Annotated in this window: 8 protein-coding genes and 1 pseudogene; 7 read left to right on the top strand and 2 right to left on the bottom strand. The window is 70.8% G+C overall.

The window, feature by feature from the left end; translation table 11 throughout:
* Positions 1 to 397: 397 nt before the first annotated feature.
* Both LZ604_RS29690 and metH read right to left on the bottom strand, forming a co-directional pair.
* Positions 398 to 1,099 carry an HAD family hydrolase gene (locus tag LZ604_RS29690; protein ID WP_234518883.1) on the bottom strand — a complete coding sequence of 234 codons (702 nt, stop codon included), beginning with the start codon at positions 1,097 to 1,099 and terminating at the stop codon, positions 398 to 400.
* Between the two features lie 454 nt (positions 1,100 to 1,553).
* A complete protein-coding gene (metH, locus tag LZ604_RS29685) occupies positions 1,554 to 5,075 on the bottom strand; it encodes a methionine synthase (protein ID WP_234518881.1) in 3,522 nt (1,173 codons plus the stop codon).
* 267 nt (positions 5,076 to 5,342) lie between these two features.
* On the opposite strand from metH, the gene LZ604_RS29680 reads away from it, so the two are divergent.
* The 7 genes and pseudogenes from LZ604_RS29680 (at position 5,343) to LZ604_RS29650 (ending at position 13,876) form a co-directional block, all read left to right on the top strand.
* Positions 5,343 to 6,107: an IclR family transcriptional regulator gene (locus LZ604_RS29680; RefSeq protein ID WP_234518880.1), complete on the top strand. Its 765-nt coding sequence runs from the start codon at positions 5,343 to 5,345 to the stop codon at positions 6,105 to 6,107.
* Positions 6,108 to 6,610: 503 nt separating this feature from the next.
* The gene (locus LZ604_RS29675) at positions 6,611 to 7,399 is read left to right on the top strand and encodes an MIP/aquaporin family protein (RefSeq protein ID WP_234518879.1); all 789 of its coding nucleotides are present in this window, start codon (positions 6,611 to 6,613) and stop codon (positions 7,397 to 7,399) included.
* A gap of 90 nt (positions 7,400 to 7,489) precedes the next feature.
* Positions 7,490 to 9,028: a glycerol kinase GlpK gene (gene glpK, locus LZ604_RS29670; RefSeq protein WP_234518878.1), complete on the top strand. Its 1,539-nt coding sequence runs from the start codon at positions 7,490 to 7,492 to the stop codon at positions 9,026 to 9,028.
* Between the two features lie 6 nt (positions 9,029 to 9,034).
* Entirely contained in the window at positions 9,035 to 10,642 is a 1,608-nt protein-coding gene (locus LZ604_RS29665; RefSeq protein WP_234518877.1) for a glycerol-3-phosphate dehydrogenase/oxidase, read from the top strand.
* A gap of 236 nt (positions 10,643 to 10,878) precedes the next feature.
* Positions 10,879 to 11,655: a nucleoside phosphorylase gene (locus tag LZ604_RS29660; RefSeq protein WP_234518876.1), complete on the top strand. Its 777-nt coding sequence runs from the start codon at positions 10,879 to 10,881 to the stop codon at positions 11,653 to 11,655.
* A 92-nt stretch (positions 11,656 to 11,747) separates the two neighbouring features.
* Positions 11,748 to 12,678: pseudogene (locus LZ604_RS29655) on the top strand (amidohydrolase family protein); the annotation flags it as partial.
* 226 nt (positions 12,679 to 12,904) lie between these two features.
* Positions 12,905 to 13,876 (top strand): PAC2 family protein, encoded by a 972-nt coding sequence (locus tag LZ604_RS29650; RefSeq protein ID WP_234518875.1) that lies wholly within the window; start codon positions 12,905 to 12,907, stop codon positions 13,874 to 13,876.
* Positions 13,877 to 13,991: the final 115 nt, after the last annotated feature.

The raw sequence follows: 13,991 nt of genomic DNA, 5'->3' as shown, positions 1-13,991 counted from the left end.
TGGATCCGTGTATCCGTCAAGCATGGGTGGTGCGACGGATCACGGGGATGTGGCGATGTGCTCGCGACGAGATTAGACCGCGCCTACAGGAAGGCTCACCGCCACCGGAGTTGAGTTCCCATCACGCTGCGAAACCGGTTGCGGACGGACCGAAAAAGCGCGCAGGGAAGGATTCGTGCAGCGTTCCACCAATCGGGACACAAGGGCACGCCTGGACCCCCCGAAGAGGGGGGTTCAGCACACTTCGCATTCACTGTCGACCCCCGAACGCGTGACGAACGTCACACTCTCAAGTGCACTGAGAGACATCTGAATTCGGCCGGGAGGCCGGTATTTATTTATTCGTTTGAGCGGCCGACGGTATTTCTTCCATTCGTGAAGCACGCTCGGTGAACGCTCAACGCATTTCCGTCATCAAACGCCGGAGAAATGGCAGGTCGACCTCCTCGAGAGAGGTCACCACGGTGCGGCCGGGGGTGGGGGCGATGGGCGCGACGGACGGCACGGCGACCACCCGGCAGCCGGCCGCCTCGGCGGCCGCGACACCGGTGGCGGTGTCCTCGATGACCGCGCACCTGGCGGGGTCCGCGTCGAGGCCCGAGGCCGCCAGCAGGTAGGGGTCCGGGAACGGCTTGGTGCGCGGCACCTCGTCCCCGGCGACGGTGAGGGCGAAGTACTGGGGGCCGATCGAGGCCAGGACCCGGTCGATGATGCGCCGGTGTGAAGCGGAGACCAGGGCGGTGGGGATCTCGTGCGCCGCCAGTTCGGCCAGCAGCCGCGCGGCGCCGGGCATCAGGGGCAGTCTGTGGTCGATACGGTCCTCGAACCCGTTGTTGAGCAGCACGCTCAGTTCGTCGAGGGTGATGTCGGCGCCGGTGGCCTCGATCAGGAAGCCCGCGCTGCGCGTCATGGGACCGCCGACCACGACATGGCGCCAGGACTCGTCGAGGGTGTGACCGAGGGAGGCGAAGACCTCGACCTCGACGTCCCACCAGAATCCCTCGGTGTCCACCAGGGTGCCGTCCATGTCGAGAAGCACAGCCTGCAGGGCCGAGCCTTCGGCCGTACGGGTTCCGAGCGCGGGGACCGTTGTGGTCATCCGGCGTACCTCCTTCAAGGGACGACCAGGCCGGTTCCCGGAGGGGGAACCGGCCTGCGGTGGACCGACCAGTGTACGACGCGCACGGGGAAACCGCGTGGCGACGCGTGACACCTCACACCGACGCCCGCCCCACGGGACCGCGGGGTCGTGATCCCTGGGAGGGGCGCCCGGCGTCCCCGCGCGAAGGACTCCCGCCGCCTGGGGGCCCACCGGACGGGCACACTCGCCGAGCCGTCCCGGAGACGAACGCCCGCGGCGTCCACCATGACCGGCCTTCGGCGCGCCGCCCCCGCACGAACGTCGGCCCGGCGCGACGGGCGCCCGCGTCCCAGCTCCCGCCCGACGGACACCCGCGGCATGGCCCCCTTCCCCGCAACGGACGCCCGCCGCATCGGCCCCGCGCGGCGGACGCCGGTCCGTCGCTCCCTCGCTGTGGCCCCGGGCAGTGGGGTCAGCGGGCGTTGAAGTACTTCGCCTCCGGGTGGTGGATCACGATGGCGTCCGTGGACTGCTCCGGGTGGAGCTGGAACTCCTCGGAGAGGTGCACGCCGATCCGCTCCGGCTCGAGGAGCTGGGCGATCTTGGCGCGGTCCTCCAGATCGGGGCAGGCGCCGTAGCCGAGCGAGAAACGGGCGCCGCGGTACTTGAGGGCGAACATGTCCTCGATGTCGGACGGGTCCTCGCCGGCGAAGCCGAGTTCGGCGCGCACCCGCGCGTGCCAGTACTCCGCGAGCGCCTCCGCCAACTGCACGGACAGCCCGTGCAGTTCGAGGTAGTCGCGGTATGAGTTCGACTCGAAGAGGCGCCCGGTCTCCTCGCCGATCCGGGAGCCGACGGTGACGACCTGGAAGCCCACGACGTCCTGTTCGCCGGACTCCTCGGGGCGGAAGAAGTCGGCCAGGCACAGCCGGCGGCCCCGGCGCTGGCGCGGGAAGGTGAACCGGGTGCGCTCGTTGCCCGCCTCGTCGAGGACGATCAGGTCGTCGTCCTTGGACACGCACGGGAAGTAGCCGTAGACGACGGCCGCTTCAAGGAGGTTCTCCGTCTGGAGCCGGTCGAGCAGGCCGCGCAGCCGGGGCCGGCCCTCGGTCTCGACGAGCTCCTCGTACGTCGGCCCCTCACCCGTGCGGGCCTGCTTCAGGCCCCACTGGCCCTTGAAGAGCGCGCCCTCGTCCAGCCAGGAGGCGTAGTCCTTGAGCGGGATGCCCTTGATGACGCGGGTCCCCCAGAAGGGCGGGGTGGGCACCGGATTGTCGGTGGCGACGTCGGAGCGGACGTGCCCCTCCTCCGGCCGCTCCTCGATCTCGACGGTGGCGGCCCGCACCCGGCGCTGCCGCAGCTCGGGCAGCTTGGCCCCGGGAACACCCCGCTTGACCCCGATGAGCGCGTCCATCAGGCGCAGGCCCTCGAAGGCGTCGCGGGCGTAGCGGACCTCGCCCTCGTACAGCTCGTACAGGTCCTGTTCCACATACGCGCGGGTGAGTGCGGCGCCGCCGAGGATGACCGGGTAGGTGGCGGCAAGGCCCCGCTGGTTGAGCTCCTCCAGGTTCTCCTTCATGATCACCGTGGACTTGACCAGGAGCCCGGACATGCCGATGACGTCGGCCCGGTGTTCCTCGGCGGCCTCGAGGATCGCGGAGACCGGCTGCTTGATGCCGAGGTTGACGACGTTGTAGCCGTTGTTGGACAGGATGATGTCGACGAGGTTCTTGCCGATGTCGTGGACGTCGCCGCGCACGGTGGCGAGCACGATGGTGCCCTTGCCCGCCTCGTCGGTCTTCTCCATGTACGGCTCGAGGTAGGCGACGGCGGCCTTCATGACCTCGGCGGACTGGAGCACGAACGGCAGCTGCATCTGGCCGGAGCCGAACAGCTCACCGACGACCTTCATGCCGTCCAGAAGCGTCTCGTTGACGATGTCGAGGGCCGGGCGGGTCTCAAGGGCCTCGTCGAGGTCGGTTTCCAGGCCGTTCTTCTCGCCGTCGATGATGCGCCGCTTGAGACGTTCGTCCAGCGGCAGCGCGGCCAGTTCCTCGGCCCTGCCTGCCTTCAGGGACTTGGCGGTGGCGCCCTCGAACAGCGCCATCAGCTTCTGCAGCGGGTCGTAGTCCTCGGTGCGGCGGTCGTAGATCAGGTCGAGCGCGGTGGTGACCTGCTCCTCGTCGAAGCGTGCGATCGGCAGGATCTTCGAGGCGTGCACGATCGCGGAGTCCAGCCCGGCCTTGACGCACTCGTCGAGGAAGACGGAGTTGAGCAGGATGCGGGCGGCCGGGTTGAGACCGAAGGAGATGTTCGACAGGCCCAGCGTGGTCTGCACGTCGGGGTGGCGCCTCTTCAGCTCGCGGATCGCCTCGATGGTGGCGATGCCGTCCTTGCGGGACTCCTCCTGGCCGGTGCAGATGGTGAAGGTCAGGGTGTCGATGAGGATGTCCTCCTCCCGGATGCCCCAGTTGCCGGTCAGGTCGGCGATGAGCCGCTCGGCGATCTCCACCTTCTTCTCGGGGGTACGGGCCTGGCCCTCCTCGTCGATGGTCAGTGCGATGAGCGCGGCACCGTGCTCGCGCGCGAGCCGGGTCACCTTCGCGAACCGGGAATCGGGGCCGTCGCCGTCCTCGTAGTTGACGGAGTTGATGACGGCCCGGCCGCCCAGCTTCTCCAGGCCCGCCCTGATGACCTCGACCTCGGTGGAGTCGAGGACGATCGGCAGGGTGGAGGCGGTGGCGAAACGGCCGGCCAGCTCCTCCATGTCGGCGACGCCGTCCCGGCCCACGTAGTCGACGCACAGGTCGAGCATGTGGGCGCCCTCGCGGATCTGCTCGCGGGCCATCTCCACGCAGTCGTCCCAGCGGCCGTCGAGCATGGCCTCGCGGAACTTCTTGGAGCCGTTGGCGTTGGTGCGCTCGCCGATGGCCAGGTAGGAGGTGTCCTGGCGGAAGGGCACATTCTGGTAGAGGGAGGCGGCGCCCGCCTCGGGCCGCGGGCTGCGCTCGACCGGGGTGAGGCCGCGGACCCGCTCGACGACCTGGCGCAGATGCTCGGGGGTGGTGCCGCAGCAGCCGCCGACCAGGGAGAGCCCGTAGTCGCGGACGAAGTTCTCCTGGGCGTCGGCCAGGCCCTGGGGGCCGAGCGGGAAGTGCGCGCCGTCCTTGGTGAGGACCGGCAGTCCGGCGTTCGGCATGCACAGCAGCGGGATGCGGGAGTGGCGCGTGAGGTAGCGCAGGTGCTCGCTCATCTCCGCGGGGCCGGTCGAGCAGTTCAGGCCGATCATGTCGATGCCGAGCGGCTCCAGCGCGGTGAGCGCCGCGCCGATCTCGGAACCGAGCAGCATGGTGCCGGTGGTCTCGAAGGCCATCGAGCACAGCAGGGGCACCTCGATGCCGGTGGCCTCCATGGCGCGGCGGGCGCCCAGGACCGATGCCTTGGTCTGCAGCAGGTCCTGCGTGGTCTCGACGATCAGGGCGTCGGCGCCGCCGGCGAGCAGGCCCTCCGCATTGGCCTGGAAGCCGTCACGGATCGTGGTGTAGGCGACGTGCCCGAGGGTGGGCAGCTTGGTGCCGGGGCCGATGGAGCCCAGCACCCAGCGCCGGCGGCCGTCGTCGGCGGCGAACGTGTCGGCGACCTCGCGGGCGATCCGGGCGCCCGCCTCGGACAGCTCGTACACGCGGTCGGCGATCTCGTACTCGGCCATGGCCGCGTGGTTGGCCCCGAAGGTGTTGGTCTCGACGCAGTCGACGCCCACCGCGAAGTAGGCCTCGTGGACCGAGCGGACGATGTCCGGGCGGGTGAGGTTGAGGATCTCGTTGCAGCCTTCGAGGCCCTGGAAGTCCTCCAGCGTCGGGTCCTGGGCCTGGAGCATCGTGCCCATCGCGCCGTCGGCCACCACGACACGCGTGGCGAGGGCTTCCCGGAGGGCTTCGACTCGGGTCCGGGGGTCGGAGGCGGACGAAAGGGACGGGTTCGGCAACGAGGCCATGGAAGATGCTCCCTGGAGTGCGACGGCTGTCGGCTTTGCGCTTCCCATGGAAGACGCACGCGGCCAGGGTAGCCCCCGGCGCGCCGTACGGTCAGGGGCGTCCACGGGGCGGACGGGCGTGCCTCATATGACCCGCACGGGGATTTCTGCGGAACGGATGGCGACGACCCATTAGCGGGAGGTCGGCATCGACCGGTAGTGTTCGGCATTGCCGAACGGCGGTATACGACGGTCGGCGGACGGTCGAAGGACGGAGGCAGCACGGCGATGGCACGGAACATCCAGTCGCTCGAACGGGCGGCCGCGATGCTGCGGCTGCTCGCGGGCGGCGAGCGACGGCTCGGCCTGTCGGACATCGCCTCGTCACTGGGTCTCGCCAAGGGCACGGCCCACGGCATACTCCGCACACTCCAGCAGGAGGGGTTCGTCGAGCAGGACGCGGCATCCGGCCGCTACCAGCTGGGGGCCGAACTGCTGCGTCTAGGGACCACGTATCTCGACGTGCACGAGCTGAGGGCGCGCGCCCTGGTGTGGACGGACGACCTGGCCCGGGCCAGCGGGGAGAGCGTCTATCTGGGTGTGCTGCACCAGCAAGGCGTACTGATCGTGCACCACGTCTTCCGTCCCGACGACAGCCGGCAGGTCCTGGAGATCGGGGCCATGCAGCCACTGCACTCCACGGCGCTCGGCAAGGTGCTGTCGGCGTACGACCCGGTGGCGCACAGCGAGGCGCTGGAGAACGACCGTAAGGCGTTCACCGACCGGACGGTGTGCGATCTGGACGATTTCGAGCACCTGCTGGACCTGATCAGGGCCCGGGGGTACGCGGCGGACGTCGAGGAGACATGGACCGGGGTGGCTTCGGTGGCCGCGCCCATCCACGACCGGCGGCGGATGCCGGTGGGCGCGGTGGGCGTCACCGGCGCCGTGGAACGGGTGTGCCGTGACGGCGAGCTGCGCCCGGAGCTCATCGCGGCGGTCCGCGACTGCGCCCGCGCGGTGTCGCGGGATCTGGGCGCCGGGCGGTTCTGAGCCCTCCGCCCCCTCGAAGCGAGGACCTGGGGCCGGTGCACGACGTACCGGCCTTTTCGCACGCCCGCGGGAGGCTCCGGCGGGCGCATGACGTCCAGGCCCCCCGGCCCCAGGCCCCCCGCCTGGCCGGAATACGCCTCCTCCAGCGCCCCGCCGGGTGACACAGCGTGACGATCCGGTCCGCCAGGCCCCTCCGCACGCCGTCTCCGCCACCCGGGGCGGCCTCGAAACGTGCCTGTTCGCGCGTGATGCGCGCCCACTCCAAGATCGATAACTCTGAGCGATCAATAACGATCCTGCATTCGACAACGGGACTCTTGACGATCCAGCGAACCGGAAGCGAGACTCCCGTCCATCGGTCGGCATTGTCGAACACCTTGCGGCAATACGCGTTAGAGTGTGACAACGCCACGGGCCGACATCGCTCTCACCCCCGAGGGCGCGAACCACCGGAGGGACCCGGGGTTCGCCTTCCCCCTGGACGAAGGACAAAGGAGTCGCGGGTGTCCAGCTCCGACATCTTCATCGGCGAGACCATCGGTACCGCCATACTCATCCTGCTCGGTGGCGGCGTGTGCGCCGCTGTCACACTGAAGGCCTCCAAGGCCCGGAACGCCGGCTGGCTGGCCATCACCTTCGGGTGGGGCTTCGCCGTTCTGACGGCGGTCTACACCTCGGCACCGCTCTCCGGTGCCCACCTGAACCCTGCCGTGACGCTCGCGCTCGCCATCAAGGACGGCGACTGGAGCCATGTCCCGGTCTACTGGGGCGGCCAGCTGCTCGGCGCCATGATCGGTGCCACCCTGGTCTGGGTCGCCTACTACGGCCAGTTCCACGCCCACCTGACCGACAGAGAGATCGTCGGCGGTCCGGGGGCGCAGGACACCAAGGCCGTGGAGGCACAGGAGGCCCAGGCCGGCCCCGTGCTCGGCGTCTTCTCCACCGGTCCCGAGATCCGGAACGCGGTGCTGAACCTGGCCACGGAGATCATCGGCACGATCGTGCTGGTGCTCGCGGTCCTCACGCAGGGCCTCAACGACAAGGGCAACGGCCTGGGCACCCTGGGCGCCCTGATCACCGCGTTCGTGGTCGTCGGGATCGGCCTCTCCCTGGGCGGCCCGACCGGTTACGCGATCAACCCGGCCCGTGACCTCGGTCCGCGCATCGTGCACGCCCTCCTCCCCCTCCCCAACAAGGGTGGCTCCGACTGGGGCTACGCCTGGGTTCCGGTCGTCGGTCCGCTGGTCGGCGCCGCGATCGCCGCGGGCATATACAACGTCGCCTTCGCCTGAGACCACTGAGCTTCCCCCCCGGACATCTCGCCCTCTCAGCACAGCGCCGTATAGACCGCCCCTCTATATCCACGGAATCTGGAGCACACCGTGACCGACGCACACACCGCCGGCCCGTTCATCGCCGCCATCGACCAGGGCACGACCTCTTCGCGCTGCATCGTCTTCGACCGGGACGGCCGTATCGTCTCCGTCGACCAGAAGGAGCACGAGCAGATCTTCCCGAAGCCGGGCTGGGTCGAGCACAACGCCACCGAGATCTGGACCAACGTCCAGGAAGTCGTCGCCGGAGCCATCGAGAAGGCCGGCATCACCCGTGACGACATCAAGGCCATCGGCATCACCAACCAGCGCGAGACCACCGTGCTGTGGGACAAGAACACCGGTGAGCCCGTCCACAACGCGATCGTCTGGCAGGACACCCGCACCGACGCGCTCTGCAAGGAGCTCGGCCGCAACGTCGGCCAGGACCGCTTCCGCCGTGAGACCGGCCTTCCGCTGGCCTCGTACTTCGCCGGCCCCAAGGCCCGCTGGCTGCTCGACAACGTCGAGGGTCTGCGGGAGCGCGCCGAGGCCGGGGACATCCTCTTCGGCACCATGGACACCTGGGTCATCTGGAACCTGACAGGCGGTGTCGACGGCGGCCACCACGTCACCGACGTCACCAACGCCTCCCGCACCATGCTGATGAACCTGCACACCTTGGAGTGGGACGAGAAGATCGCCGAGTCCATCGGCGTGCCGCTCGCGATGCTGCCGGAGATCCGCTCCTCCGCCGAGGTCTACGGCGAGATCAGCGGCGGGCGCCTCGGCGAGCTGCTCGGCGGCATCCCGGTGGCCTCCGCGCTCGGCGACCAGCAGGCGGCCCTGTTCGGCCAGACCTGCTTCTCCGAGGGCGAGGCCAAGTCCACCTACGGCACCGGCACCTTCATGCTGATGAACACCGGTGAGAAGATCATCAACTCCTACTCGGGCCTGCTGACCACCGTCGGCTACCGGATCGGCGACCAGGAGCCGGTCTACGCCCTGGAGGGTTCGATCGCCGTCACCGGCTCCCTGGTGCAGTGGATGCGCGACCAGATGGGCCTGATCTCCACCGCCGCCGAGATCGAGACTCTCGCGCTGTCGGTCGAGGACAACGGCGGCGCCTACTTCGTACCGGCCTTCTCCGGTCTGTTCGCCCCGTACTGGCGCTCCGACGCCCGCGGTGTGATCGCCGGTCTGACCCGGTACGTCACCAAGGCGCACCTCGCGCGCGCCGTCCTGGAGGCCACCGCCTGGCAGACCCGCGAGATCACCGACGCCATGACGAAGGACTCCGGCGTCGAGCTCGCGGCCCTCAAGGTCGACGGCGGCATGACCTCCAACAACCTGCTGATGCAGACGCTCTCGGACGTCCTGGACGCACCGGTGGTGCGCCCGATGGTCGCCGAGACCACCTGCCTCGGCGCCGCCTACGCCGCCGGTCTCGCCGTCGGCTTCTGGACCAGCACCGACGACCTGCGCGCCAACTGGCGCCGGGCCGCCGAGTGGACGCCCCACATGGACGCGGAGACCCGCGACCGTGAGTACAAGAACTGGCTCAAGGCCGTCGAGCGGACCATGGGCTGGATCGAAGACGAGGAGTAATTCGCAATGACCACCCTGCAGAGTGTCCCGGCTCTGGGGACCCACCCGGCCTACGGCTCCCACGCGAGCCGCACCGAGACCCGGGAGCAGCTGTCCAAGGCGACGTACGACCTCCTGGTGATCGGTGGCGGGATCCTGGGCATCTCCACGGCCTGGCATGCCGCGCAGTCGGGCCTGCGGGTGGCGCTGGTGGACGCCGGCGACTTCGCCGGCGCCACCTCCTCCGCCTCCTCCAAGCTGCTCCACGGCGGACTGCGCTACCTGCAGACCGGCGCGGTGAAGCTGGTGGCGGAGAACCACTTCGAGCGCCGTGCGGTCTCCCGTCAGGTGGCCCCCCACCTGGCGAACCCGCTCACGTTCTACCTCCCCGTGTACAAGGGCGGGCCGCACGGCGCGGCGAAGCTCGGGGCGGGCGTCTTCGCCTACTCCGCGCTGTCGGCGTTCGGTGACGGCGTGGGCCACCTGCTGTCGCCGGCCAAGGCGCAGCAGGACGTGCCGGAGCTGCGCACCGAGAACCTCAAGGCCGTGGCCGTGTACGGCGACGACCAGATGAACGACGCCCGCATGGCGCTGATGACGGTCCGCGCGGCCGTCGAGGCGGGGGCCGTCGTGCTGAACCATGCGGAGGTCACCGGCCTGCGCTTCACCCGCGGCCGGGTCACCGGTGCCGAGCTGAGGGACCGGCTGTCCGGGGACGAGTTCGGTGTCGAGGCGCGGCTGGTGCTGAACGCGACCGGCCCCTGGGTCGACCACCTGCGCCGGATGGAGGACCCGAACGCGGCGCCCTCCATACGCCTGTCCAAGGGTGTGCACCTGGTCCTCAAGCGCACCTCCCCCTGGAAGGCGGCGCTCGCGACGCCGATCGACAAGTACCGCATCACCTTCGCCCTCCCCTGGGAGGACATGCTGCTGCTCGGCACCACGGACGAGGAGTACGAGGGCGATCCGGCCGAGGTCGGGGTGAACGAGAAGGACATCGCCCAGATCCTCGACGAGGCGGCCTTCTCCGTCCGCGACCAGCAGCTGCGGCGCGAGCTGATCACCTACGCCTTCGCCGGTCTGCGGGTGCTGCCCGGCGGCCCCGGCGACACGGCCAAGGCCAAGCGCGAGACCGTCGTCACCGAGGGCAAGGGCGGCATGCTGTCCGTCGCGGGCGGCAAGTGGACCACCTTCCGGCACATCGGCCGTACGGTCATGCAGAAGCTGGAGTCGCTGCCGGGCCGTCCGCTCGGCGACGACTTCGAGCCGATCTCCACGCTGCCGAAGAAGCTGCCGCTGCCGGGCATCGCCAACCCGCGCGCGGTCGCCCACCGGCTGGTCGTCGACGGTCCGGCGCCCGGTCCGCGCATGGCGCCGGACACCGCCAAGCACCTGGCGACCCACTACGGCTCGCTGGCGTTCGACATCGCGCGTCTCGCCAACGAGAACCCCGAGCTGGGCGAGCGTGTCCACCCGGACGCGCCGGAGATCTGGGCGCAGGTCGTCTACGCCCGGGACAACGAGTGGGCCGAGACGGCGGATGACGTGCTGCGCCGCCGCACCACCCTGACGATCCGCGGCCTGGCCACGGACGAGGTGCGCGGCAAGGTGCAGGACCTGCTCGACAAGAAGTAGGTCCCCCGCGACGAGGGGCGGCTTCCCGCACGAAGCCGCCCCTTTCGCGTTCCCGTACTCCTTCGGCCCGTCCGGCGCCGCCCACGGCCCGGGGAGCCGGTCGCCGGTACGGGGTCCGGCCGCGGGGGCCGTTGGAGACACCGGGCGGGCTTCTGCTGCGTACGGTGTCCGGTGGGTGCGCCATGGCCTTCGCCGCGCGCACGCCCCCGGCATCACCGACGCACAGGAGCCGCCCGATGACGCAGAACCCGACGACGCGGGATCTGTCGCCCGTCACCCGCATCCCGCGCACCGGGCTTCCCCCGTACGCCGTCCTCGTCGGCGACCCGGCCCGCGCGGCCACGGTCGCCGCGCTGCTGGAGGGCGCCGAGGAGGTCTCGTACCACCGCGAGTACCGGGTGTTCCGGGGGAGCTGGAAGGGACTGGGGGTGACCGTGGCCTCGCACGGGGTGGGGGCACCGGGGGCGATCCTGCTCTTCCAGGAGCTGGCGGACGCGGGGGTTCGCACGTTCCTACGGCTGGGCACGGCGGGCTCGATGAAACCGGGAATCGGCGACGGCGACCTGGTGATCGCCGAGGCCGCCGTGCGGGACGACGGCGTGACCCGGCAGTTGCTGCCGCCCGAGTACCCGGCCGTGTCGGCACCCGAGGCGGTCCTCGCCCTGCAGCGCGCGGCGCGGGAGGCGGGCGTGCCGCACCACCGGGGGATCGTGTGGACCCGTGCGGCCTTCCAGCCCGGGCTGATCCCGCTGAACGCGTACGACGGGGCGGGTCTCGCGGCGATCGAGATGGAGCTGTCCGCTCTGCTGGTGACCGCCTCGCTGCGCGGGCTCGTGGCGGGCGGCGTACTCGTGGTGGACGGGGCCAACGCCGACGAACTGGTCGACGAGAACGCCTCGTTCTCCACCGGCGGCTACAACCCGTACCGCGCGGTGGTGGCCCGGGGTGTGGAGCACGGGGCGGTCGTCTCCCTGCAGGCGCTGCGGCTGCTTTCCGAGGAGCGCAGGGCATGAGTGAGCGGATCCGGAGATCCTCGCCATGGGAGAGTCCGGAAAGCTGCGGGCGCGGTATGCGGCGGACGAGAACACCGACGCCGGAGCTGTCCGTGCTTCGCTGGGAGGCCGAGTTGCTGTCTCCGGTGAGCGTGGCGGCGGGCGTACGGGTCGCGGTCGCCGAGAGTGTGCGCGCCGGGGTGACCCCGGCACTCGACATGTACTTGTTCCACTAGGCGGCGGCGCGGGGGGCGGGGCGGCGGCTGCTGACCGGCCCGGTCTTCATGCACGTCCCGGACTGCCCCGACCGCAGGAGCCACGAGGGGCGCCTGTAATGGGCCCGCCGGGACCTGGCCGCCCGGACCACCCATGCGCCCGGTAAGCGGCACGTGGTGTTCGCGCACTGCGTGTACGCCCTCTCCCCCGGCCGGCTCTCCGAGATCGCCGCGCCGGCACGTGAGTTCGGGGCGCGGCTGCGTCTGCACGCCGCGGAGAGCGCGGCCGAGGCCGCTACCGCCGAAGCACGGCACGGCAGCCGTCCGGTCTCCAACCTCCAGCTGCGCTGCGGGATCGCGCCGGTGCCGCGGCTGCTGGGCGCGGAGTGGCCGTCGGGCTCGGCACGGACGGTACGGTCAGCTCCCCCACGCTCGATCTGCTCGGTGCGATGCGGCCGGCGGCCGGTGCACAAGGCGGACGGTGACCCGAGCGCGGTCGGCGCCGAACGGGCGGTGCGGATGGCGAGGGCCGAGGGTGCCCGCACGCTAGGGCTCGGAGAGCGGCTGGGGTCCCTGGAGGGGCGGCAAGCGGGCGGATCTGATGCTGCTGGACGTGGGGCGGCCGCATCTGTGTCCTCGTCACGATGTGTGGCCGACGCCGGCGTATGCGGCACAGTGTGCGGACGTACGGGAAACGGTCGTCGACGGGCGGATCCTGATGCGGAAGCGGGCACGGACGACCCTCGGCGGGGCGGCGGCCCGAGGGTGCCGGCAGGCGTTCGGTCTTGGAGCCGGCCGCGACGGTCGTGGCGGCGCCCCTGGCCGGTGAGCGGCAACAGGGGGCGGTCGCCGCCCAGTCGACAAGCCGGGATTTGAGCCGTCGGCAGGGGACCCCCTTCGGGGGACGGCACGCCCTGAGTGACGATCATGGGTGTTCCACGGCCCCGTACGGGGCAGTCATCCGTTCACTCCCCCGTGCAAGGGGGCTGCGGGCGTCCCCGCCGCACGCCGTAAGGTTGGGACGTACGTGAGGGAACGTCGGAAGGAGGCGCTGGGTGATCGAGCTCGAGGGGGTTCCCGAGCTGATCGACCCGGTCATGGTGGCCGCGTTCGAGGGCTGGAACGATGCCGGCGACGCCGCTTCCACCGCGGTCGCGCATCTGGACAGGGAATGGAAGGGCGAGGTGTTCGCGGCGCTGGACGCCGAGGACTACTACGACTTCCAGGTGAACCGCCCCACCGTGTTCATGGAGGCCGGGGTCCGCAAGATCACCTGGCCCACGACCCGGCTCTCGGTGGTCCGCGTCGGTGGCGAGAAGCCCCGCGACCTGGTCCTGGTCCGCGGCATCGAGCCGTCGATGCGCTGGCGCTCGTTCTGCAACGAGCTGCTGGGCTTCGCCCATGAGCTGGGTGTGGAGCTGGTGGTCATCCTGGGGGCCCTGCTCGGCGACACCCCGCACACGCGTCCGGTCCCCATCAGCGGGACCACATCCGACGCGGACCTGGCCCGCCGGATGGATCTGGAGGAGACCAAGTACGAGGGCCCCACGGGCATCGTGGGCGTGCTCCAGGAGGCCTGCACGCACGCGGGGGTCCCGGCCGTCTCGCTGTGGGCGGCGGTTCCGCACTATGTGTCCCAGCCGCCGAACCCGAAGGCCACCCTGGCCCTGCTCAACCGTCTGGAGGACCTGCTCGACCTGCGCATCCCGCTGGGCGAGCTGCCGGAGGACGCGCGTGCCTGGCAGCTCGGCGTGGACCAGCTGGCGGCGGAGGACAGCGAGGTCGCCGAGTACGTCCAGACGCTGGAGGAGGCCCGGGACACCGCAGAGTTGCCGGAGGCGTCGGGCGAGGCGATCGCCCGCGAGTTCGAGCGGTATCTGCGCCGACGGGACGTCAACCCGCCGGGCGGGCACGCCACGGCGGACGGCGGCGACGGCTCGTACCGGCGGGACACCCCTGGTGGCCGTCCGCGGCCGCCGAAGCCACCGCGGACGGGCGGCGACGACGAGGACTCCGCGGAGGACTGACGGGCGGTCGCCGGTCAAGTGACCCGGTGACGGTTCAGGACGGCCGGCCCCGACGGAGACGAGGAGCGGCGGCCCGCCCGGGGGGGCGCCCCCCCCCGCGCCCGGGGGGTATTTA

Source organism: Streptomyces glomeratus (assembly GCF_021462825.1).
In the GTDB taxonomy this organism is placed as follows: Bacteria; Actinomycetota; Actinomycetes; order Streptomycetales; family Streptomycetaceae; genus Streptomyces; species Streptomyces glomeratus.
The sequence above is the reverse complement of the archived record's forward strand: the minus strand, read 5'-3'. Positions and strand labels throughout refer to the sequence as shown.

Coding starts and splice junctions, on each gene's coding strand:
- LZ604_RS29660 (WP_234518876.1), top strand. CDS start 10,879: ATGACGCAGAACCCGACGACGCGGGATCTGTCGCCCGTCACCCGCATC.
- LZ604_RS29680 (WP_234518880.1), top strand. CDS start 5,343: ATGGCACGGAACATCCAGTCGCTCGAACGGGCGGCCGCGATGCTGCGG.
- LZ604_RS29690 (WP_234518883.1), bottom strand. CDS start 1,099: ATGACCACAACGGTCCCCGCGCTCGGAACCCGTACGGCCGAAGGCTCG.
- LZ604_RS29665 (WP_234518877.1), top strand. CDS start 9,035: ATGACCACCCTGCAGAGTGTCCCGGCTCTGGGGACCCACCCGGCCTAC.
- metH (WP_234518881.1), bottom strand. CDS start 5,075: ATGGCCTCGTTGCCGAACCCGTCCCTTTCGTCCGCCTCCGACCCCCGG.